The organism is Paenibacillus whitsoniae (assembly GCF_003955665.1).
GTDB classification, from domain to species: domain Bacteria; phylum Bacillota; class Bacilli; order Paenibacillales; family NBRC-103111; genus Paenibacillus_E; species Paenibacillus_E whitsoniae.
The window spans coordinates 26,621-46,913 of record NZ_RXHU01000065.1 but is presented as its reverse complement, the minus strand read 5'-3'; the positions used below and the strand labels follow the sequence as shown (position 1 = coordinate 46,913).

Annotated in this window: 23 protein-coding genes; 17 read left to right on the top strand and 6 right to left on the bottom strand. The window is 51.6% G+C overall.

Features of this window, described 5'->3' with window-relative positions:
* Positions 1-12 precede the first annotated feature (12 nt).
* The 9 genes from EJQ19_RS20775 to EJQ19_RS20735 all read left to right on the top strand — a co-directional run bounded on the left by EJQ19_RS20775 (position 13) and on the right by EJQ19_RS20735 (position 8,146).
* The gene (locus EJQ19_RS20775) at positions 13-513 is read left to right on the top strand and encodes a YpuI family protein (protein ID WP_126143160.1); all 501 of its coding nucleotides are present in this window, start codon (positions 13-15) and stop codon (positions 511-513) included.
* A gap of 82 nt (positions 514-595) precedes the next feature.
* A complete protein-coding gene (locus EJQ19_RS20770; RefSeq protein ID WP_126143159.1) occupies positions 596-1,702 on the top strand; it encodes a glycoside hydrolase family 15 protein in 1,107 nt (368 codons plus the stop codon).
* Between the two features lie 42 nt (positions 1,703-1,744).
* Positions 1,745-1,960 (top strand): DUF1540 domain-containing protein, encoded by a 216-nt coding sequence (locus tag EJQ19_RS20765; RefSeq protein ID WP_126143158.1) that lies wholly within the window; start codon positions 1,745-1,747, stop codon positions 1,958-1,960.
* Positions 1,961-1,984: 24 nt separating this feature from the next.
* Positions 1,985-2,386, top strand: coding sequence for a hypothetical protein (locus EJQ19_RS20760; protein WP_126143157.1), 402 nt, complete (start codon positions 1,985-1,987; stop codon positions 2,384-2,386).
* 347 nt (positions 2,387-2,733) lie between these two features.
* Positions 2,734-4,032, top strand: a complete 1,299-nt coding sequence (locus EJQ19_RS20755) for a hemolysin family protein (protein ID WP_126143191.1) — start codon at positions 2,734-2,736, stop codon at positions 4,030-4,032.
* Between the two features lie 134 nt (positions 4,033-4,166).
* Positions 4,167-4,895 carry a lytic transglycosylase domain-containing protein gene (locus EJQ19_RS20750; protein ID WP_126143156.1) on the top strand — a complete coding sequence of 243 codons (729 nt, stop codon included), beginning with the start codon at positions 4,167-4,169 and terminating at the stop codon, positions 4,893-4,895.
* A gap of 156 nt (positions 4,896-5,051) precedes the next feature.
* Entirely contained in the window at positions 5,052-6,236 is a 1,185-nt protein-coding gene (locus EJQ19_RS20745) for a cysteine desulfurase family protein (protein ID WP_126143155.1), read from the top strand.
* Positions 6,233-7,450 (top strand): tRNA uracil 4-sulfurtransferase ThiI, encoded by a 1,218-nt coding sequence (gene thiI / locus EJQ19_RS20740; protein ID WP_126143154.1) that lies wholly within the window; start codon positions 6,233-6,235, stop codon positions 7,448-7,450. Before EJQ19_RS20745 ends, thiI begins: the two co-directional genes overlap by 4 nt.
* A 30-nt stretch (positions 7,451-7,480) precedes the next feature.
* On the top strand, positions 7,481-8,146 hold the full coding sequence (locus EJQ19_RS20735; RefSeq protein WP_126143153.1) for a TerC family protein: 666 nt from the start codon (positions 7,481-7,483) through the stop codon (positions 8,144-8,146).
* Between the two features lie 57 nt (positions 8,147-8,203).
* Here the strand turns inward: EJQ19_RS20735 and EJQ19_RS20730 are convergent, their stop codons facing one another.
* Positions 8,204-9,508, bottom strand: a complete 1,305-nt coding sequence (locus EJQ19_RS20730) for an MFS transporter (RefSeq protein WP_241243015.1) — start codon at positions 9,506-9,508, stop codon at positions 8,204-8,206.
* 173 nt (positions 9,509-9,681) lie between these two features.
* On the opposite strand from EJQ19_RS20730, the gene EJQ19_RS20725 reads away from it, so the two are divergent.
* The 6 genes from EJQ19_RS20725 (at position 9,682) to EJQ19_RS31925 (ending at position 13,715) form a co-directional block, all read left to right on the top strand.
* The gene (locus EJQ19_RS20725; RefSeq protein ID WP_126143152.1) at positions 9,682-10,164 is read left to right on the top strand and encodes a hypothetical protein; all 483 of its coding nucleotides are present in this window, start codon (positions 9,682-9,684) and stop codon (positions 10,162-10,164) included.
* A 164-nt stretch (positions 10,165-10,328) separates the two neighbouring features.
* Positions 10,329-12,170 (top strand): translational GTPase TypA, encoded by a 1,842-nt coding sequence (gene typA, locus EJQ19_RS20720; RefSeq protein ID WP_126143151.1) that lies wholly within the window; start codon positions 10,329-10,331, stop codon positions 12,168-12,170.
* A 144-nt stretch (positions 12,171-12,314) separates the two neighbouring features.
* The gene (locus EJQ19_RS20715; protein WP_126143189.1) at positions 12,315-12,590 is read left to right on the top strand and encodes a YlaH-like family protein; all 276 of its coding nucleotides are present in this window, start codon (positions 12,315-12,317) and stop codon (positions 12,588-12,590) included.
* Between the two features lie 27 nt (positions 12,591-12,617).
* Positions 12,618-13,046 (top strand): hypothetical protein, encoded by a 429-nt coding sequence (locus EJQ19_RS20710; protein ID WP_126143150.1) that lies wholly within the window; start codon positions 12,618-12,620, stop codon positions 13,044-13,046.
* Positions 13,043-13,324: a hypothetical protein gene (locus EJQ19_RS20705; RefSeq protein ID WP_126143149.1), complete on the top strand. Its 282-nt coding sequence runs from the start codon at positions 13,043-13,045 to the stop codon at positions 13,322-13,324. The genes EJQ19_RS20710 and EJQ19_RS20705 overlap by 4 nt, the downstream gene beginning before the upstream one ends.
* Before the next feature lie 253 nt (positions 13,325-13,577).
* On the top strand, positions 13,578-13,715 hold the full coding sequence (locus EJQ19_RS31925) for a hypothetical protein (protein WP_164716646.1): 138 nt from the start codon (positions 13,578-13,580) through the stop codon (positions 13,713-13,715).
* 50 nt (positions 13,716-13,765) lie between these two features.
* Here the strand turns inward: EJQ19_RS31925 and EJQ19_RS20700 are convergent, their stop codons facing one another.
* On the bottom strand, positions 13,766-14,305 hold the full coding sequence (locus tag EJQ19_RS20700) for a YhcN/YlaJ family sporulation lipoprotein (RefSeq protein WP_241243014.1): 540 nt from the start codon (positions 14,303-14,305) through the stop codon (positions 13,766-13,768).
* A gap of 117 nt (positions 14,306-14,422) precedes the next feature.
* Between EJQ19_RS20700 and EJQ19_RS20695 the strand changes: the two genes are divergently transcribed.
* The gene (locus EJQ19_RS20695) at positions 14,423-15,754 is read left to right on the top strand and encodes a PhoH family protein (protein ID WP_126143147.1); all 1,332 of its coding nucleotides are present in this window, start codon (positions 14,423-14,425) and stop codon (positions 15,752-15,754) included.
* A gap of 56 nt (positions 15,755-15,810) precedes the next feature.
* Here the strand turns inward: EJQ19_RS20695 and EJQ19_RS20690 are convergent, their stop codons facing one another.
* From EJQ19_RS20690 to EJQ19_RS20680, 3 genes are all read right to left on the bottom strand, one after another.
* Positions 15,811-16,299 (bottom strand): hypothetical protein, encoded by a 489-nt coding sequence (locus tag EJQ19_RS20690; RefSeq protein WP_126143146.1) that lies wholly within the window; start codon positions 16,297-16,299, stop codon positions 15,811-15,813.
* A 36-nt stretch (positions 16,300-16,335) separates the two neighbouring features.
* On the bottom strand, positions 16,336-17,430 hold the full coding sequence (locus tag EJQ19_RS20685) for a murein hydrolase activator EnvC family protein (RefSeq protein WP_126143145.1): 1,095 nt from the start codon (positions 17,428-17,430) through the stop codon (positions 16,336-16,338).
* Positions 17,431-17,535: 105 nt separating this feature from the next.
* A complete protein-coding gene (locus EJQ19_RS20680; RefSeq protein WP_126143144.1) occupies positions 17,536-18,495 on the bottom strand; it encodes a hypothetical protein in 960 nt (319 codons plus the stop codon).
* A gap of 91 nt (positions 18,496-18,586) precedes the next feature.
* On the opposite strand from EJQ19_RS20680, the gene EJQ19_RS20675 reads away from it, so the two are divergent.
* On the top strand, positions 18,587-19,696 hold the full coding sequence (locus EJQ19_RS20675) for a class I SAM-dependent methyltransferase (protein ID WP_126143143.1): 1,110 nt from the start codon (positions 18,587-18,589) through the stop codon (positions 19,694-19,696).
* A 73-nt stretch (positions 19,697-19,769) separates the two neighbouring features.
* Here the strand turns inward: EJQ19_RS20675 and EJQ19_RS20670 are convergent, their stop codons facing one another.
* Positions 19,770-20,000, bottom strand: coding sequence for a DUF2626 domain-containing protein (locus EJQ19_RS20670; protein WP_126143142.1), 231 nt, complete (start codon positions 19,998-20,000; stop codon positions 19,770-19,772).
* Positions 20,001-20,293 lie beyond the last annotated feature (293 nt).

Below are 20,293 nucleotides of genomic sequence, written 5' to 3'. Positions count from 1 at the left end.
GAGGTCTTCATAATGGCTGTTTTTAATGTCAAGAATGTTTGTGAATCTACGCGTACGAAACTGAAAGAAACAACGGCCAAAATGGAACTGTTTCTAAATCAACATTCGCTTTCTCAACTCAATGTGGAAAATGATCCTGCGATGGATGAGTTTTACCGCGGTTATTTACAGGACACGCGTCACCTGCTCGTCTTCTGTGAAGTGGCATATGAGAAACTAGGCGTTAGCTTGCGACGTCCGACATTCAATGTTGATTTTTCGGAAAAAGTGCTCTATGAGGTATACCATACATGCGTAAATACCTTCTTCTATCCTAAAAATGAGTGCTATTCGGAAGACGGCCGCTATGCCTACACGGGCCAAGATGCCATTCGTTTCCGCAAAAAGCCTTGCCGCGAAGTTCGTGACTTGACAATTGAATTGTCAAAAGTATTCGAAGAGCTTCGGGAAGACTTGGCTTACTATGAAACGGATTACATCACACAGCGCCGTATGCAAGGCGAGAAAGTATAATCCAAACTGACCTACACACATTAGACATCAGGAGATGCGTTCGAGCGCATCTCTTTTCTTTTTAGAAAGGGGCCTTGCCGAGATGAATCGCGAAGCGCTAGTCCAAAGCAGCATTGCTATTATTACAATGAATCAGCACCCTAGCGGCGGGTATATTGCCTCACCATTATTTCCAACCTATGCTTACAGTTGGCTTAGGGACGGCACGTTTATCGCGAATGCGATGGATCGCGTGGGCAAGCACGAAAGCAGCGCCTTGTTCTATAGATGGGTGCATCGTGTGCTGAAAGATAAGCGACCGACGGTAGAAGCGCTTAGGCATAAGCACGAGCAGCGTATTTGGATTGACCGATCCGAGTTTTTGGGAACGCGCTATCATTTGGACGGCCGTGACGACCGTTCGGAGTGGGGGCATTTTCAACTGGATGGCTATGGAGCGTGGCTGTGGGGACTGGCGGAGCATGTTCGATTGACAGGGAATCGGGAATTGCTGTCAGAGCTTCGCGATAGTGTTGAAATCTCGGTCGATTACTTAATGACCTTCTGGCATTACCCGAATTTCGATTGCTGGGAAGAGTTTCCGGATTATGTACATCCGGCGACGCTAGCCTGCGTATATGGCGGATTGAAAGCGTTAGGCGAGTTGGAGAACCGTAGGGAACTACTAGAGAAAGCGGCACTAATCAAGGCATTTATTTATGAGCATGCCATTGTGGACGGACATTTTGTAAAGTCGATTCATTGTATCGATGAAATTTGGCGTCCTGCGCTCCGCGGTGTCGATGCGAGTCTCTTGTGGCTTTGTTTGCCGTTTGGCGTATGCGATGCCGAAGATCCTGTCATGCGCGGGACCGTGCAAGCGATTGAGGCTGAGCTCAGGCCGGGAGGCACTGGCGTTCAGCGCTATGCCGAAGATCGCTATTATGGCGGCGGGGAATGGATTTTACTGACTGCATGGTACGGTTTGTATCAAGCGGAGCTTGGCAATCGTGTGGAAGCGGAACGGTGTCTGAATTGGATCGTCAGTAAAGCGGATGGGCTGGGGCGGCTCCCAGAGCAGTCCGAAGATGCGATGCGCGAGCCGTCAGCTTATCACGAATGGGTTGAGAAGCTGGGTGAGCCGGCGCTGCCGCTGTTGTGGTCGCACGCGATGTTTCTGGTGCTATCTGACAAGCTAAGCGAAGAATAGGTTATTCCCCCCACGGGCAAATTGTTAGTGGGGGTGATTAGCATGCCAGAAGTATCATGTGCAGTAGCCAATTGTGAATATTGGAAGAAGGGGAACAAATGCAATGCCGATTCTATCATGATTGAGATTGATCAGCATGCATCTGCTAACTTCGATGAGGAATTTGCCTCGGAATCATTCGATCACAATCATCAAGACACCGCAGGTGAAGCGGCAGCGACATGTTGTCAAACATTTAAGCAAAAGTCAAGCAGCTAAGACGCAAGAGACGGAGGTAGCCTGATGAAAGAGGACGACTCTTTGCACACAGCCACCAAGGAGCGGTTCCAGAAGGAACAGCTGCGCGTCGAAAGCGGGCTTGACCTGAAGGAAGAGTATGCGGCGGAGATTGCGGCTCCGCCTCGTGCCTTGAACCGCAGCGCATATGGAACGGAATCTTCGGTCAGCGATCAAGAAGTTGGGGAACTGGTTGAGGCCGTTACCCGCAATAAGGCGGTGGGGTATTTTGCCCTGTTTGTTGCGCTTGCATCGCTGTTCGTTTGGCCGGTACTCTTGGGAATCTCGGGCATTATCCTTGGCGTGATCGCCGTTGTCATGGGCAACAAAGCGCTTGGCGGCTGGTCGATTGCTCTGGGGTTACTGGCAGTTGCCGCTTATTTCCTACTCGTTCCTTTTTATGCGTAGCCTATGGGGAAAACAAGCCGAGTGATCGGCTTGTTTTCTTTTTTATACGATTCTGTAGTGAAAATCACGAAAAAAATGCTTCGCGAGCGCGTTAATCCCGAATATAAGCCCGTAAACGGAAGGTTTTACGCCTTTTGCTCCCTTTTGCTCGTACTATTTGCCTTGAGGAGTCATATTCGCACCTTTGAATGCTTAGAGTATTATTATATAATGAATAGTGATATTTTAAATTCAATTGAAATTAAGGGAGGTGCACCTAGTCTCCTTGGTGCGTTTGGCACTTTTTAAAGGGGATAGGTACGGTATTGGAAGATCCTTTGCCCGAAACGTTAATCAGTTTTCTGTTAATGTTTGGACTGGTGTTGTTGAACGGTTTTTTTGTTGCAGCGGAATTTGCCATGGTAAAAGTACGAGGAAGCCGGATTGAGTCGCTTGTCGGAGAAGGGCGACGCAACGCGAAATTCGCGCAACGGATTATGAACAACCTGGATGCCTATCTGGGGGCCTGTCAGTTGGGAATTACGTTGACGTCACTCGGACTTGGTTATGTCGGGGAGCCGACCTTCGCCAAAATTTTGGAACCGTTATTTGCGCCGCTGCATTTGCCCGATTCTGTATTTCATACCATTACTTTTATCATTGCCTTTTCTTTAATGACGACGCTGCATATCACCTTGGGTGAACAGTTCCCCAAAACGTACGCCATACGGAAAGCGGAAGAAGTTACGTTATTTTCGTCGGGCCCGATGGTTGTTATTTTTAAAATCATGTACCCTTTCATTTGGATCCTGAACGGCATCTCCAATTGGATGCTGCGCCGTGCCGGCATTGAGCCTGCGACGGAACACGAATCGGCTCACACCGAGGAAGAAATTCGCGTGCTGATGCAAGAAAGCCACAAAAACGGACTCATCGATAACACAGAGCTTACGCTTGTTGATAATATATTTGAATTCGCCGAGACGACGGCGCGCGAAATTATGATACCGCGGACTGAAATGGAATGTCTCTACGCCGGGCTCACTTACTCGGAGAACCTGGCCATTGCCATCAAAGAAATGCGCACGCGTTATCCGGTTTGCGACCCTGACAAGGACAATATTATCGGTTTCGTCCATATCAAGGATTTGCTCAAGCCAGACGCCAATCTGCGCGGTATTAAGAAGATTATTCGGCCGATCACCACGGTGCCGGACTCCATACAGATCAGCGACCTGCTGAAAATGATGCAGAAACGCAAAAGCCAAATGGCGCTTTTGATCGACGAATACGGCGGTACTTCCGGTCTTGTGACACTGGAGGACATCATGGAGGAAATCGTTGGCGAAATTCAGGATGAATTTGACGAAGAGCGTCCGACCATTGAAATGAAAGATGAACATACGTTCTCTATTGACGGGCTTCTGCTCATCGACGAGGTGAACGAATATTTCGGTCTTGAGATCGCGTCGGACGATTACGATACAATCGGCGGTTGGATCTACTCGCAAATTGAGATTCCGCCAAGCCGTAACCAGCAAGTGGTCTACAACGAGGAGTTCACGTTTACCGTCGAAGAGACGGATCACCTACGTATTTCCCGCGTGACGGTGAAGCGGACGGCAAGTGAGAACGAAGAAGACCTGTATGAACAAAATATTTCTTGAAAGCGTAAGAGGGACAGCTGATGGCTGTCTCTTTTTTCATGAATTAATGCGTCCGGCTATCGGTTTTCGTTGTCTTGAGGGCACAAAATGTGTACAATGGAGGGTATGAGACTGGATGAAACGAGGATGGCGAAATGAACGGCGTGAATGGGACGAACAGTGTGGATCCTAGAGTCATGAAAGAGCTGCTCCAGCTGCAAATACTAAGCAAATTAAGCTTATTTTCCGACGACACTTCGTCTTCCGTAACGAACGATGACAGCGATTTCGGTGCTTTGCTTCAATCGCTGATGGGACAAGGCGGCGACACCGATCCGACCATGGCTGCGCTTGGCGAGGTTGAAGACGGGACTCTGCCCGATCCGCTAAGTCTACTGGGCCGTTCTTATAACCCGCTCGCTCAGCAAGGGTTGACGAGTGCACTGCCTGCCGCGTCGGCTGCTTCGACAACTGCCTTTGACGGGCTGATTCAATCCGCCAGCCGGAAATACGGTGTGGATGCTTCTCTGGTGAAGGCCCTGATTCAGCAAGAATCCTCCTTCAACCATCAAGCGGTATCTTCCGCAGGGGCGAAGGGGTTAATGCAGTTGATGGATGCCACGGGTCTCGGGCTTGGCGTAACGAATCCTTTTGATCCCACGCAAAATGTAGAGGCCGGCACGCGATTCCTGAGCGGTCTGCTCAAAAAGTATAACGGCAACGAAAGTGTAGCCCTTGCAGCTTACAATGCAGGGCCCGGCCGCATCGATCGACTCGGTATCCGGACCGACCAGGATTTACGTGACAAGCTGCATCTGCTTCCTGCTGAAACGCAGGCTTATGTATCGAAAGTGCTAGGCTACCGGCAACGTTATTCCTCTTAAAAAGAAGGCTGATTTCCGCGAGATGGGGGCGGGGGTCAGCTTTTTTGTTGGAAAAGCACTTGAGTTATCGCGTGATTTAAGCTTTAATGTTGTAAGACGTGTATACATAGCCCGGCGCTTAAGGTCGGTTAGCAGCTAGAAGGGGATTTGGCAGCGATGCTTTATATGGATTATGCGGCGACTTCGCCGCTATATAATGAAGTCGTAGATACGATTGCCGAAGTGATGAAGCGTTATTACGGCAACCCGTCTTCGATTCACCGGCTAGGCGTGGAAGCGGAAAATGTGCTGAAAAGCGCAAGATCGCTTCTTGCGTCTTCGCTTGGCGCGGAACCTTCGGAGATCATTTGCACCTCCGGCGGGACCGAGAGCAATAATTTGGCGATCAAAGGCATAGCCTATGCCTATCGGCATCGGGGAATGCATCTCATTACCACCGCGATTGAACATCCGTCGGTTCAAGAAGTGTTTGCACAGTTGGCGGAGGAAGGCTTCCGCGTAACGGTGCTGCCGGTTACGGCGGATGGCTATGTGAGACCGGAAGATGTGCAAGCCGCGATCTGCGAGGATACGATTCTCGTCAGCGTGATGTATGTGAATAATGAAGTGGGCACGATACAGCCCATCCAGGCGATCGGCCGGCTGCTTGCGGCGTATCCCAAAATCGCTTTCCACGTCGACGCCGTTCAAGGCTTCGGCAAGCTGCCGCTGAATCCGAAGGCGTGGGGCATCGATCTGATGAGCGCTTCTGCGCACAAGTTTCGCGGCCCGAAGGGCGTCGGCTTCTTGTACTGCCGCGAGGGGCTGGGGCTGCGGCCTTTGCTCGCAGGCGGCGGTCAGGAGCGCGGCGTACGCTCCGGCACGGAGAACGTGCCGCTCATCGTCGGCATGGCCAAGGCGCTGCGGCTGACGCTGGAGGGGCAGGCGGACAAGCTAGCGCATGTAAGGCGGCTCAGCCGCCAGCTCACTGCAGGGATCGCGGAGATCCCCGAGCTGGTCGTCACTTGTCCGCAGGACGATCCGGAGCGAATGGCTGCGCATATTGTGCATTTTACGTTTCCGGGGATGAAGGCGGAAGTGGTGGTACATGCGTTCGAGCAGCGACATATTTTCGTCTCGACCAAATCGGCCTGCGCTTCGGGGGAGTCCGAGCCGAGCGGGGTGCTGCTTGCGATGGGACGACCGCGTGAGCAGGCCATTAGCGGAGTGCGCGTGAGCTTGTCGGAGACGCATCAGGAAGCGGATGTTGCGCTGTTCCTGAAGGAACTGCGAAGCATTGTGAAGGAGCTTTCTCCAATGAGAAGCGGCGGGTCAAGCAGAAGGGGGAGAGGGCAGCAATGAGACCGGATTGTTACATCTTGCGATTTGGCGAAATGATGCTGAAAGGGAAGAACCGCAAACGGTTTGAAGACAGTGTCATGAAGCAAATTCGCAAAGTATTGAGCGGGTGGCCGGATGCGAGGTATATTCTTGAGTTTGGACGCGTATATGTGGAGCTAGGGGATCAGACGGCGTATGAAGGAGCGCCTGCGCATCTTCAGCGTGTTTTTGGACTGGCTTCGTACAGTCCTGCTTATCACGCGTCGATGGATGTGGAAGCGATTCAGGCGAAAGCGCTGCAAATTATGCAGGCTTTGCCCACAAAGCCTGCAACATTTAAAGTGACGGTTCGTAGAGTGAATAAGGCTTTTCCATTGGATTCACAGCAGATGAATTATCATGTTGGGGGCTATGTGCTTGAGGGGATGCCGGGTCTGAACGTGGATGTCCGCAATCCGGAGGTTGAATTGCGAGTCGAGATTCGGGAAGACCGCGTCCTGCTGTATGCGGAAGTGATTCCCGGCGCTGGCGGCTTTCCGGCCGGTACGAACGGACGAGCGCTGCTCATGCTTTCCGGCGGTATCGACAGTCCTGTCGCCGGTTGGATGGCGCTGCGCAAAGGACTAGCGATCGAAGCGATTCATTTTCACAGCTATCCGTACACGAGCGAGCGCGCCAAGGAGAAAGTAATGGAGCTGGCGCATCAGCTTGCCGGGTACACGAACCAGATCAAGCTTCACCTGGTGCCGTTCACAGAAGTGCAGACGTCCATTCACGGGGCGTATAAGGACAATCTATTGGTGACGCTGATTCGCAGAGCGATGTACCGGATCGCGGAAAAGATCGCCGAGCGCGAGGGACTGGGCGCTTTGGTCACCGGCGAAAGCCTCGGACAAGTTGCGAGCCAGACGCTGCCGAGTCTGCAGGCCATCGGCCGGGCGGTTACGCTGCCGCTGCTGCAGCCGCTCATCATGATGGACAAGCAAAGCATTATCGAGCACGCCGAAGCGATCGGCACGTTTCCGATTTCGATTTTGCCCTATGAGGATTGCTGTTCCTTGTTCTTGCCGCCGTCGCCGAGCACGAATCCGAATCTCAGGGTTGTCGAGAGGATTGAGGATGCGATGACGTTCCTGCCGGAGCTGCTGGACAAGGCAGTGCAGGAGACCGAGACAATTACGATTGTTCATGGCAAATGGAAACCGAACGAGGAATCGCACGCTCATTTATTTTAAACCAATGCGCTTTAGGGGGCTTTGACTGGTATGCTTGATGCATTGCTGCTTTTTTTGCAAATTATGTTGATTAATATTGTGCTTAGCGGGGATAATGCGGTCGTCATTGCGCTTGCCAGCAAAAATTTGCCGCTCGAGGACCGAAAGAAAGCCATTTGGTGGGGAGCCTTCGGAGCGATCGCGCTGCGTCTCGTCTTAACGTTGGTGGCGGTCGCGCTGTTGGACATCCCGTTCATTCAGGCCGGCGGATCGATTCTGCTGATGTATATTGCGATTAAGCTGCTTACCGATGATGAGGACCATTCCGATGTCAAGCAGGCGAGCTCGCTCGGCAAAGCGGTCTGGACGATTATTGTGGCTGACTTTGTTATGAGTCTGGACAACGTGCTTGCGATCGCGGCCAAAGGGAACGGCAATACGACGGTCATCATTCTGGGGATTGGACTCAGTATTCCGATTATTATTTGGGGAAGCACGATGGTGATGAACCTCCTGCACAAATTTCCGATTCTCATCTATATTGGCGCAGGCATTCTCGGATATACGGCCGGGGAAATGTTTGTGAAGGACGAGAAGATGATCGATTGGTTTTTACACGATTACGAATTCCTGCATACGTGGATTCCGATTCTCGCGGCAGCGGTCGTTATTTTGGCCGGGGTGCTGACGAAACTGAGCAAAAGGAAAAAAGCGTAGTAAAAAGAGAGACGAGATGTCCAAATCTTGTCTCTCTTTTTTTGCGTGTCTCGCCGGCTACCGCGGCTTCTGACCGGACGCCCTGGCCCTCGACAGCTTCTGCGCGTGCAGCCAAAACGAGCAACCATAGACGACCAGGAACAGGACGATCAGTCCTGTTGACAGACGGTACATCACGGCGTAGCTGCCGATGGCGTGCGCGATGCCGCCGAGGAGCATGGCGCCAAGGCCGATGCCGAGATCGTTCGCGGAGAAGAACGTGCCGTTCGCTGCGCCGCGTCGGTAAGGTGCCGCTCGCGCGATCGTCCATGCCTGCAGCGCCGGCTGCAGCGAGCCGAAGCCGATGCCATAACAGAGCGCGGCCCCGGCGAGAGAGGCGTTCGAATGGGCGTAGGAGAGCAACCACAGCCCCGTGCAGGTGAAGATTGCGCCGGGGACGAGCACCCACGCGGGGCCTTTGCGATCGAACAGGACTCCAGTGAGGGGACGGACGATCAGTACCATGGAGGCGTTGCAAAGGAAAAACAGCCCAACGTTTGGAATACCGGCTTCTTGCCCATACAAGGTAATGAAGGTCACGATGCCGCCGTAACAGATCGCGGTCAGCAGCAGCAGCGCCGAAGGCAGCAGTGCGGTTCGCTCCCACAGTCGGTCGGTGAAGCGCTGAACGGCTTGTTCGGCTGCGCGGAACTGCGGCCGCTCATAGCGGATGAAGAGTGAGCAGAGCACGGAGAGCAGGGCCAGTCCGGTGGAGACGATCAGCACGGTGTGAAAGCTGTAGGTTTGCATCACCCATAAGCCGGTAAGCGGACCGCTCGCCATGGCGAGTGTGTTCGATAAGCCGTAATAGCCCATGCCTTCGCCGCGGCGCTCCGGCGGGATAATGTCGGCGATGACCGTGCCGAGTGAGGTCGTCGACAGCCCCCAGCCGATGCCGTGAACGAAGCGGGCGGCGAGAATAAGGGCGGCTGCGGCCAGGAACGAGTAACCGGCGATGGTCAATGTGCAGATGGTCAATCCGACCAACAGCACATGCTTGCGGCCTAGCGAGTCAAGCGCCCGGCCAGCAAAAGGTCGGGTCAGTAAGGAGGAGATGGTGAAGATCCCGATCACCAAGCCGATCTGAACTTCATCGCCGCCAAGCTGGGATAAATAAGCGGGAATGGTCGGAATCAGCATCTGAAAGCTGAAAAAAAGCAGCAGGTTAGCTAGTGACGTGGTGACAAAAGCTTTGGTCCAAAGCGGCTTGCGCTGTGCTGAAGCCGTATTAGCGGTTTGTTTCATGCATCCTCCCAGGTGCTGCGAATGGCAGAATCTGCGCGCGCTAGGAAATGTAGCGGGAACCGCTTTTAGTATGTCCAAGGGGAAGGGAATGAACGCACAGTTGGCAGCGATATCACCTAGGGCGTGTCTGAAAACCCGTTCCGAGGGCAGCAGACTCGCCCTAGCAATTTCTCAAGAAGTAAGCTACACTGTTTGTAAAAGAGTGTCGATTTGCGCTCTTTTCTGATCTGTCATGCGGGAGGAGATAATTCATGGCAAGAAATCGGTATACGATCGGCATTTTATTTATCGCGGTGGCTGTCCTGCTGCTTCTGGGCAAGCTGGGCGTGTTCCATCTGCTGTTTTCCTTCTTTTGGCCGCTGGTTGTGCTGGTGCCGGGCTTGTTGTTTCATTATTTTTACTTCAATCGCACGCTGCCCGCAGCGGTATTGGTCCCGGGAGGCATTCTCACGACGTACGGCGTGATGTTTTTTTATTGCAACATTTTTGGTTGGGGAGCAATGAGCTATTTATGGCCGGGCTTCATTCTCGGTATCGCGATCGGACTGTATGAACTGTACTTATATGACCGAGGCAGCGACCGTTCGATTTGGATTGCGGCGCTCGTGCTGGGTGTGCTGTCGGCCGTATTTTTCACCATCACCTTGCTCGTCAAACTCGGGATTTATATTATCGCGCTGATTCTCGTAATTGCCGGGTTGGCGATGATTTTCCGTAAGCGCAAACTTTGGTAAAGCAGCCAATCGGATCGCAAAATTTTTGTGGAGATGCGGTTTTACCTTGCATAAAGTCGAACTTCTGCGTATAATAAGTTTAAATGTCAAGCGTCGGCGCTTTTGTCCGACGCTTATTTTGTGGACAGAGACGAAAATTTATAGGGTAGAGAGGGTTTGAATTCATGCACGCAAGAGAAAAGCTTCGCAATATCGCGATTATCGCACACGTTGACCACGGGAAAACAACACTCGTCGATAAATTGCTGCAACAATCCGGAACGTTCCGCGACAATGAAGCGGTCCAAGAGAGAGCGATGGACTCCAACGATCTGGAAAGAGAACGCGGCATCACCATTCTAGCCAAAAATACGGCCATTAATTATAAAGATTTCTTGATTAATATCGTAGATACACCTGGACACGCCGACTTCGGCGGTGAAGTAGAGCGGATTATGAAAATGGTAGACGGTGTATTGCTCGTCGTTGACGCATTCGAAGGTACAATGCCGCAAACGAAATTCGTATTGCGTAAAGCGCTGGAAAGCAACTTGAAGCCGGTTGTTGTCGTGAACAAAATCGACCGTCCGAACGCCCGCCCTGCGGAAGTTGTGGACGAAGTGCTTGACTTGTTCATCGAGCTCGGCGCTTCCGATGAGCAGCTTGATTTCCACGTCGTGTACGCATCTGCTTTGCAAGGAACGTCCAGCTTGGATCCTGAAAAGCAAGATGCCAACATGGAAGCGATCTACGAGACGATCGTTAACCACATTCCACATCCGACGGAAGATACGGAACAACCGCTGCAATTCCTTGTCACGCTGATGGACTACAATGAATACTTGGGCCGTATCGGTGTTGGCCGCGTTAACCGTGGGAAAATCCGTCAAGGTCAAAGCGTTGCGGTCATGACGCGCGAAGGCGGCACGAAGCAAGCGCGGATCGAGAAGCTGTTCGGCTTCAACGGTCTCAAGCGGATAGAAATTGAAGAAGCGGGCGCTGGCGACATCATCGCCATTGCCGGTATCAAAGATATTAACATCGGTGAAACGGTCGCAGATCCAGCGAATCCGGAAGCACTGCCAGTCCTGAAAATCGACGAGCCGACGCTGCAAATGACATTCCTTGTGAACAACTCTCCGTTCGCAGGCCGCGAAGGGAAATGGGTTACATCGCGTAAGCTGCGTGATCGTTTGTTCAAAGAGCTGGAAACCGACGTTTCCCTGCGTGTGGAAGAAACGGACAGCCCGGATGCGTTTGTTGTTTCCGGCCGCGGCGAGCTGCATTTGGGGATTTTGATCGAGAACATGCGTCGTGAAGGCTTCGAGCTGCAAGTTTCCAAGCCGGAAGTTATCATTCGTCAAATCGACGGGCAAAAAATGGAGCCAATCGAGCGTCTGATCATTGACGTGCCGGAAGACAGCATGGGCGCCGTTATGGAAAGCCTCGGTTCCCGCAAAGCGGAAATGGTCAACATGATCAACAACGGCAGCGGCAACGTCCGTCTGGAGTTCTTAATCCCGGCGCGCGGTCTGATCGGCTACAGAACGAACTTCCTGACGCTGACACGCGGTTACGGTATTATGAACCATGCCTTTGACAGCTATGGGCCATACCTTGGCGCGAACGTAGGCGGACGTCATGAAGGCGTACTCGTTTCCAGCGAGACTGGCGTATCGACGCTGTACGGCATTTTGTCCGTTGAAGATCGCGGCATTCTGTTCGTTCATCCGCAAACGGAAGTATACGAAGGCATGATCGTCGGCGAGCACACGCGCGATAACGACATCATCGTGAACATCTGTAAGGAAAAAGCGGTCAACAACATCCGTTCCGCGAATAAAGAAGAAACGGTCAAAATGAAGACGCCACGTCTCCACTCTTTGGAGCAGGCGCTGGAGTACTTGAACGACGACGAGTATTGCGAAATTACGCCAAAATCCGTTCGTCTGCGTAAAAAAATCTTGAACAAGAGCGAGCGCGAGCGTGCGGAGAAGCACCGTAAAATGGCGGAAGCGAATGCTTAATTGCTGTCACATGATGTTCAAAAATTGGGAAATGCCGGCTTGTGTGCCGCATTTCCCTTTATTTATTTCGCCATTTGAGAGATAATGGGGACTAGGATTGTTTTTACCACGAGAGAGAAATGGAGTGTTCCAGCGTTGGGTGCATTGAATGAATGGTTAGCCAATCACTTGCTGATTACGTATTTGCTTATTTTTGTCTTCATGTCGTATGTCTATAATAAAGTGTTTCGCACTCGCAAGTTGCCGGTGCTGAAAGCGGCCATTGTGTACGTGCTAATGGCGATCGGCTCCGTGATGCTGCTTGTTTTCCAAATTGTCGGCTTGCCGATTGTACTCTGTCTGACGGTGGCGATTGCGTTGATGTTCCTGGTTCGCGTTCGATATTTTATCGAGAAGCGCAGCGGCAATCGACCAACTTAACGAGAATGCTTCGAAAGGGGCCCAGGGATGAACGCTTACTGGTTTACTCCGATCACGCACTACGAACCGCTTGTTTTGGGCGCAGAGCGCCTTAGGTTGGCAGATGACGATGCACTGGCTGCGCTGCGTACATGGGCGGGCGCCCGGCATCCCCGGCTGCTGCCGATGTTCAAGGCGAGTCTGCTGCTGAGCGACGACGAAGACTTTTGCGGCCTAGACGACGCAGAATTTGTTCTAAGTGCGGAGGGGGCGATCGTGTTTGATGGAAAGCCCTTTCATTTATCGCACTGCGCAGAAGCGTTTCTGGACCGTCTGCTGACGCGCCCGGAGGTGCTGGAACTGCTGGCGGCTGCGAACGATTGGCCGAAGGAGCATGAGGAATTGGTTCAGCTTTGGCGGCAATGGGTTGAAGCGGGCTTTGACCTCGTACTTTTCAGAGAGGACGGGATGGGATGAAAGAGCAGGATGCTTTTTTCAATTGGTTGCAAATGCACATTGTAGCGGAAGCGCGGCCTGACGATGGGGCTGCCAAGGAGACGCTAGACTTTTTCGAGATGATTTTGACGGAGGATCACAGGGTTAGCGGGCTAGACGTAGAGATCGCTGAGGAGCGCGACCTCGTCGTTATTCGCTATGTCCAGCAGGGCGAAGCGAAGTCAGTGCAATTTGATTTGGAAAGCGCGGCAAAGCTTTTGGAAGACATCCGATCCAATCCGGTTTACAACAATCAATAACATCGTTGTCATGCTTGTGAGGGCCTCCATTGGAGGTTCTTTTTGCACATGGCGGAAGTATAAATACTCGAAGCCGGGACATATCTTCGCCGCGGCGGCGTAAACTTATGTATATCCGCCATTTCAACATGAAAAAAAGGAGTGCATTCGCCGCATGAAAATAGATACATAAAGGTGGAACGCTTGCCACCGGCTATGCTATACTGTAAGTGTAAGGAGCGTTTTCATCCCCTATTTAGGAGGCGCAAACGTTATGGACGATCACCTAACAGGTCTACGACCTCAGCTATGGACGACTCATGGCGCCGCTATGTTCCCTAAAACGAATATGATCGAGCTTGCTGATGCCGAGTTTGCGCGTTTTTACTCGGGCAAGTTTTTGATGCGATAAAAAAGCCTTGATCTGCGTATGCAGACAGGCTTTTTATCATCTTCTCCGACTTATCGCGCGCCGGTATCGCGGCCCACATTGTTCGTTTCAACATCACGCGGCTCCCGAATGTCGCGGGGCAGCTGAGGCATGACGCGCCCAACGATGTCGGCCATTTGCTCGGCAAAGCCTGTTACGGGTCTTCCAGCCCGAATGTTATCCCGGATGTTGCGCAGGCGCTGGTCTAAATCCATGTCGGCCGTCACGATCGCATTTACGCCATAAGGATCTTTTTTGAGCGCTTCGGCGACCGAATATTTCACGGTACCGACCTTGGAGCGGTCGAGATCCTTCTTAATGTTAATGCCGACAACCGCTGTATTGCCGAAGACGACGCAATGCGCACTTTCAACTTGTGGGATAGAGCTTGCCAAGTTTTCCAAACGTTCTGCAACGGCCTTCGGGTCCTTGATCTCAAGCTTCTGCGGAGCGATTTGTTGAACTTTGATTTGCTTTTGAGTCGTATCTTGAGAGGAGGCACCACTTTTCGGCGCTTGGCTGCAGCCTACCGCGAGGGTAGCAATCAGTAAATAAACCCCTATTAGTCTCACCAGAATCGATCCTTTCTTCCTTTGCATTCGCGCTTAGTTTGTCCTGCGCGGTTAGGTTGTATGTATGTATAGCATATAACCAATGATCTAACGCCAAATCTGGGAGGGGACACACCAATGAAAAAAATTTACGTGCTGGATACGAATGTACTGCTTCAAGATCCGAATGCTTTGTTCGCATTTGAAGATAATGAAGTGGTCATACCCGCCGTGGTGTTGGAAGAGATCGATTCGAAGAAACGAAATGCGGATGAAATCGGTCGGAATGCGAGGCACGTCTCGAGATTATTAGATGGCTTGCGGGTAAAAGGAAACTTATCCAACGGCATCACGCTCGAGCACGGCGGCAGCATTAAAGTGGAGCTCAATCACCGCAGCTTTGCCAAGCTGCAGGATACATTTGCCGAACTAACTAACGATAATCGCATTCTTGCGGTTGCGCTCAATTATCATTTGGAAGAACAGGAAACCGATCAGCCGCGCCCTGTCGTGATCGTCAGCAAAGATACGCTTGTACGTATCAAAGCCGACGTACTGGGCATTCCGGCGCAGGATTACTTGACGGACCGTATTGTTGCCCAAACCGACATGTATACCGGGAATATTACGCTCTATGTGCATCCTTCCATCATCGATGAGTTTTACACCTATCGCTTTCTGAACGTCACGTCTTTGAATCTCGGCTATATGCTGCACCCGCATGAGTTTGTGATTCTGAGGGACGAACTCGGCTCCTCCAAATCCGCGCTGCTCAAGGTGACACCGGACGGCAAGAAGCTTGAACCGCTGTATATGAGCAACGATCCGATCTGGGGCATTGCCGCCCGCAACGCCCAACAGCGCATGGCATTGGAGCTGCTGCTCAATGATGACATTCCGTTGGTGACGCTCACCGGTAAAGCGGGAACAGGGAAAACGCTGCTCACGCTTGCGGCAGGTCTTATGAAAATCGAGGATGACCGCAAGTACAAGAAGCTGCTTATTGCAAGACCGGTCGTGCCGATGGGCAAGGATATCGGGTATTTGCCAGGGGAGAAGGATGAGAAGCTGCGGCCGTGGATGCAGCCGATTTACGACAATCTCGAGTATCTATTCGATACGAAGAAGCCGGGAGACATTGAGAAAATATTGGCCGGGCTCGGCAGTATTCAAGTCGAGGCGTTGACGTATATTCGCGGCCGTTCGATTCCTGGTCAATTCATCATCATCGATGAAGCGCAGAACTTGTCCAAGCACGAGGTGAAAACGATCGTATCCCGGGTTGGGGAAGGTAGTAAGATCGTGCTGTTAGGCGATCCGGATCAGATCGACCATCCGTATCTGGATGCGTCCAGCAACGGTCTCACCTACGTGGTCGAGCGGTTCAAGCAAGAAGGCATCAGCGGTCACGTAACGCTGGAGCGCGGTGAACGCTCGCATCTCGCTCAGTTGGCGGCCGACTTGCTGTGAAAATGTAGAAAAGCCCGCACGCCTCGTGATTCAGAGGCATGCGGGCTTTCTTCCGTTTACGGCAACAGCTCAATACTGCAGCGATAGGCTTTCGCGATACCGTGCACCAGCTCTTCGAGCTGGCCGTCCACGATATAAACATCATGACCGCGCTCTGTGTAGAGCGCGATCAGATGCTCTTCGATTTGCAGGGCGGCCTGATCGACGTCCGCCTGGTCGCAGCCTTCCGCGAAGCGGAAAGCTGTCACGATTTTATCATAGACATAGTTGTGCTCTGCGCGGCTCGTGAAGCCGTAATCGTCAAACAACTCGGTCAGCTCCGCGTCAGGAGCGAGCAAACGCAGCTTCATGACGGACGTCTCGATGCCAAAATCTTTCATCACCGCAAGTACGGCCTGCTGTTGCGATTCATTATCCACGATCAGCAGTTCTTTATCCCGGTCAAACAGCTGGGCTTTGCCAGCCAACGCTTTCACGATTTGCGCGTAAAAGCCGGGGAGTTTTCCTTCGGGAAGCTCCATGGCGATCCCAATTTTTGTTTCCATGCCTATTCCTCGCTTTGTGAGTGGTATCCGTCTAGTTTACAAGGATAGTTTCAATTTTACAACGATCAGCCCTTTTCTCATCTCAACCTGGGTGACATCAAGCTGGGAGATGAACTTCTTCGGAATAAAACCGAGCTGAAAATCCTTGGAGAAGTCGGCGATCGTCGTATCCGGCAATTGATAGCCGTTGAATTGCAGTTTGTTCACCGTGAAGCGGACTTCATTCATGTCCGGCTGCTGGACGAGGTCGAACTTGCCTTCGATGGCGATGTCAACGTCGTCTTTTTTCCCTTTAGCCGTAATGTAGCCTTCCTCAAACGTAAAGCTGAGATGTTTAAGCAGATCGCTTTTCGCGTACAAATAGTTGTTGAAATCGGTGTCGCCCATTTGTATAAGCAAATTTTTCGGATTGGACAGGTCCATATATTTGCTGTCTTTGGCCAGAAATTGCGGAAGTTCGCGGAACCCCTGGGATAAACTGTCGAGATACTCTCTCACTACAGGAATCCCTTTTTCCTTCCAGTCGTCGTTCAGACTCTTGATCTGCGACGCAATGGCTTCCGCCTGTGTACTGGCTGCGAGCTGGCGGTCCAGCTCTTCCTGAAGCTTGACCAACCGCTCGCGCTGCGTTAAATAGTTGGCTTTGGTCTCTTGCAGCTTTGCGCGGGACTTCGTGAGGTCGTCCTGGAGGCTTGTCAGCTTTTTGACCGAGTCGGTATATGTATTCAGCGCATGGTGGTCGTTGCGTACGATCATTTGCAAATATTCAAACATCCGCAAGGCGTCGGTAAAGGATCGAACGGAGAATAGCATCATCCAGATCGAATCCCGCTCGCCGGTATAATAAGCGCGAAGCACTTTGCCGGCATGCTTGCGTGTGGTATCGACTTGTCCCTGTTGCTTGTCGATATTGCTTTCGTTTTGTTTGATTTGTTCGCCGATCGCGGCGTCCTGATCGTTTAGCCGAGCGACTTCTTTGTCGATTTCAAAAATGGTCAGCCCTTTTTGAACAAGCTCTTGCGTCTCTGTATCTGTCGGCGCTGTGCCTTCGGCCGAGGCTGCTGCTGGCGGCAGCGCGAGCTGTGCGGCTAATAGAATGGATACCAGCGTGGCTCTAAGTTTTGACGTCATGGCTTGTGCTCTCCCCCTATGGATAGATTATCATATTTCTATTAATTGAAGCACAAAAAAATACTTACCTCTGGGGGGAGGTAAGTATTTCTCGCCAATCGGTCGCTATTTTTTCGTTGCAGGCGCGAGGAATTTCAAGATATCCTCGAAATTTTTGGCCTTAGCCGGCACTTCACGGGTCAGCGGCGTATTCTGGTTAATTGCATCAAATGCTTGATGCAGGATGACATGACTTTCTTGCGGCTTGCCATCCACCGTCAAGAGGAACGTAAGGTCGAGCGACTGATCACGGGCAAAGCCTTGGTCGTCAATGGCGAGGGCGATTTTGCCTGGCGCTTTGAGTTGCAGGCCGTTCTTCTGGAACTGCTCCGCTTTATCGGCCGTCAAGAGGCCGTTGGTTTGCAGTGTGGAGAGGAACTCCGGCATTTTGGCCTGTATCGCGGTGTTGATTTCCTTTTCATTCTTATTGGTCAGCTCAATCGTAATCGATTTCGCCGATGTGCCGTCTTTCAGCTTGATCGGATCGTTCGCTTCTTTAAACCATTTGGCATCCAGGCCGTCCAACACGAGTTTGCTCATCGCCGTCGTCACCTGCGGCGTATTTTTCAAAGTATCGGCATTCAGCGGACCGGTGCTGCCGGCACTTAATTTTTGCAGATCCAAGGCGAAAAACTCATCGGTCCCTTTATTCAGGGCTGGTATATTAAAATACATTTTGCTATCTTTAATTAAAATAGGAATCTCAAACGGGGATGTTGAGCCTTTCGGCGTAATCTGCAAATCTGTCTGATACTGCAGCGGGTCCAGGTTGGAGATGCCTTTCCAGGTAATCGTGCTTTCCTTCACCAGAGACAGCAGCTCGTTCGTAAGCGGATTGGCCGATTTGAGCACGTCGTTCCCGATTGAAAGCGTCGTGCTTCCCTCGAACGTATACGATTTCATTTCGGATTGCTTGGTAAGTGATTGCTGCACAGTCTCCTTAACTTGCGTGTTATCGGTACAAGCCGTTAACGAAACCAGGCTGAGCGTAGTTAAAGCTGCGCCGGCGATCCATTTTTTTGACATGCTGGATGTTCGCTCCTTCCGTAAATCCTTATTCATTATAATGGTTTCCCGCGCATTTGTCTTTAAGTAAACAATTGGAGGGGCATACTTGATGTCGCATATCGCACAAGACATGACGTTCGTATTAATAGAAGCCATGCAAGCGGATCCGAGAGGATGTATTTCTTTTCACGATTACATGCAGTTATGTTTATATCACGAAACGCAGGGGTACTACCGACAAAGCCGCGAAAAAATCGGCAAGAGCGGCGATTTCTATACAAGCTCTTCCATCGGGACAGTGATGGGCGAGATGATTGCGCAGTGGTTGTGTTCACAAATCAGGCATGAACCTGAGACACCGCTTCACCTGGTTGAATGGGGTGGAGGGAACGGCCGCATGGCGCTGCATGTGCTGGATGACATACGGCGGGCGGAGCCGAATATCTACGAGCGCCTCCGGTATACCATGGTAGAGTCTTCTCCCTATCATCGCGACTTGCAGCGGGAAACGCTCAGCGCACACAGTGGGAAAGTCGTTTACACGGACGGTGAGGACTGGCTTGCCGAGCCGCCGCAGAAACACGTATATGTACTGGCTAACGAACTGCTGGACGCCTTTCCGGTGCATCGGCTGCAGTATCGAAAGGGCGACTTTTTGGAATCTCACGTCGCTTGGAGCGAGCAGGGTCAAGCCTTCACCGAACTTTGGCTGCCGGATGTAGAACGCCGAGTGTTAGACGCGGCGAAGCGGTTGAAAGTTCAGTGGCAGGAGGGACAAATTGTCGAAATCAATCTGGCCGCGGAAGATTGGATCGCGGATGTCGCACGGCGGATGGCCGGCGGTGCGCTGTTGATCATCGACTACGGTGACCGCGAGGAAGAGTTGTATGCTGCGCATCGCAAGCTGGGTACACTGATGTGCTATTACCGTCACCAGGCGCATAGCGATCCGTTCCTTCATCCCGGGGAACAGGATTTGACGGCGCATGTGGATTTCTCGCAATGCCGCGCGGTCGCGGAGGCGAATGGACTGGTGCCGGCGCCGCTGCAAACGCAGCGCGAATTCCTGGTTGCGCAAGGGATCCTGGAGAAACTGCAAGCGCATTATGATCCGAACCCGTTCAGCGAAGTGTCCAAACGGAATCGATCCATTCGGCAGCTGCTGCTAAGCGATGGCATGAGCGAGTTATTCAAAGTGTTCATTGCGACCAAATCATAGCTTCGCCATGCAAAAAAGGTGAGTCGGCATGAAAACCGATTCACCTTTTTGGTTTGTCCACGAGAATAAGGGATTAGACCGTCATTTTGAAAAATGACCAATACGTAAATCCGCTAAAGGAAAGAATCATGTATCCCCAGAACAACAATATGTACGTTCTCTCAGACAAACGCATATACCCTAGAATCACGAATACAGCAGTTTGAAAAAAGAAAATCAGAGACATTGGTATCATATCGCCTGCCAAGCTCATCAATGCGATAGCAAGTGTCCAGAATCCAAGCACTCGAAACATGCGATCCATCTCGTAACATCCCCCTCTCATACCACGTTGCACGTTAACTACACCACATTATACCTTTTGATGGAAGTGGTGTAAACCGTCAAACCGTGACGAAATTGCAAACATTTCTTGGGCTAAGGCTAGTATGCCATTTTATGCGCATTTCATGTATGAGGGCCTAAAAAAATGGCAATACCATTTAGTATCAAATAGATTCTATGAACTCTAGTATGGGCATAGAAATAGTAATAATGGCACGAATCAATTCAACTTGTGACTGAACAATTGATTCCTCTATAGGTTGCAGCTGTAAA